Origin of the sequence: Bacteroides sp. MSK.20.12, from assembly GCF_019052435.1 — a bacterium.
Taxonomy (GTDB): Bacteria; Bacteroidota; Bacteroidia; order Bacteroidales; family Bacteroidaceae; genus Bacteroides; species Bacteroides xylanisolvens.
On record NZ_JAHQVH010000095.1, the window covers coordinates 1 to 1804 of the forward strand.

The 1804-nt window shown below is 39.5% G+C and carries 2 protein-coding genes; both read right to left on the reverse strand.

All coding sequences use genetic code 11. The features are described 5' to 3' along the window. Positions 1-1070: Wzz/FepE/Etk N-terminal domain-containing protein (locus KTR06_RS24280; RefSeq protein WP_217290888.1), on the reverse strand; the 1070-nt coding region annotated here is incomplete at its 3' end. Between the two features lie 15 nt (positions 1071-1085). Next, positions 1086-1804 (reverse strand): SLBB domain-containing protein (locus tag KTR06_RS24285; protein WP_217290889.1); only part of this gene is annotated, 719 nt, incomplete at its 5' end.

The window sequence follows — 1804 nt, forward strand, 5'->3', positions numbered from 1 at the left end:
CAAACTGATAGGAAAATAAAAGCTAAAACATATACCTTTCTACTGGTTCCCGAAGTTTTCAAAGGGACAACAGCAGGTTCTACAACAGCAAACACAGGTTTCTCTTCCTGAACTTTAGCTCTGGAAACCTGAAGCTGACCGGCAACCTGACTATATACCTGATAAGCAAGGCTCATATCATTCTGCAAACGTTCCTGCTCGGTACGAACACTTTGTAGAATGATATTGTCATGAGAATCCATATAATCGGCATATTTTCTCTGCGCTTCGTAATATTCCTGTTGACGTTCTTTAAACAATTTCTCCAGATAAAGACAATCCTCTTTAGATTTGGAGGTACGATAGTCTATGATATATTCCTGCAACTTCTTAACTACAGAGTCAGCAACAACTGCAGCAACCTTAGGATTCTGCAAAGTCACAGAAACGGTAGTCATAGAGGTTTTCTTATCTACAGAAGCAGCAATCTTTCTCTTTAGTGATTCAATCTTCTGAAACTCCTTTTTGGATAATTCAATGGTCCCCCGACTTGCTTTATCGGAAGATATGGGTTCATCCTCATTTTCTGTAAACAAGGACTTTACTCCACCAATTACCATACCCGGAAATCCAATTACATAACTCCACCATGGGGATGACTCTTCATTCAAATAAGAACTTAAAGAGATTTCCTCATTTCCTAATACAGGTACTTTCATATTAGAAAGTTCCAACAGAAAGGGAGTAGAAGAAACAATATCAGCGGATAAAGAAGCATTCAAGGCATCAGTACCATCTCCCATAGAAACTCCACTTCCTAAAAAAGAAGCAGCCAAACCGGATAAACCACCACCTTTGTTATTACCCATTTCCGGAGAAAGGGTAACTTCAACCGTGTACTGCTTAGGGATACTTATTGCAACAATAACACCAATTACCAGTCCGATACCGGCCGCTTTATAAATCTTCTTACGAATACCTATAACCTTACGAAGAAGATCCATCAAATCAATCTCAAGTTCCTCATCTGTATGAATATTCTGTTGCTGTTTTATTTCCTTTTCAGATGTTTGTTCCATCAAAGTAGACATAAATAAAGGTATTCGTTATTTCTTGATTAAATTAGCAATAGAAGCAACCATCATACCCAAAGTACTGAATGTAGTAGCATAACCTAAAATGTTGCCAATATTATTCCTTTTCTTAGCCTTACTAGGTACAATTATCTCGCAACCCGGTTCAATCTGTTTCTTACCGCTACCCTTCACTTTAGTTACCTGGCCATTCATGTATACGATAAATTTCTTACTCTTCTTTGCATTTTCAGAATAACCACCAGCCTGATTCAGGTAATAATCAATATTCTTACCAGCTATATAAGAAACGGTATTAGGAACCATCACAGCACCATTAATTGTGACCGTATTATTGTTCTTCGGAATGGAAATCACGTCCCCCTCACGCAAGACAATATCCGCTGTACTGCCAGGATTGGCCAGTGCTTTTTCCAAATCAATTCCGACTGTAAAATGATCTTCTACACGAATACCCAAAGAATCCATCATAGCCTCACCCAACTGTCGACTCATCAAACGAATCACATCTCCCATACGTTTCTTCTCACCTGCAGTAGCGACACGAGTCAACTTGGCACCGCGTAAGTAAGCATAATTCGTAGCACCTCCAGCTTTATTGATCAAATCTGAAAGGCGTTCTTCACGATTGGTCATGGCGTATGAGCCTCCGAACAGGATTTCACCTTCAACAACCACATTCTGTTGAGCCTGATAACCCGGACTACGACGTACATAGACCTCATCATAAG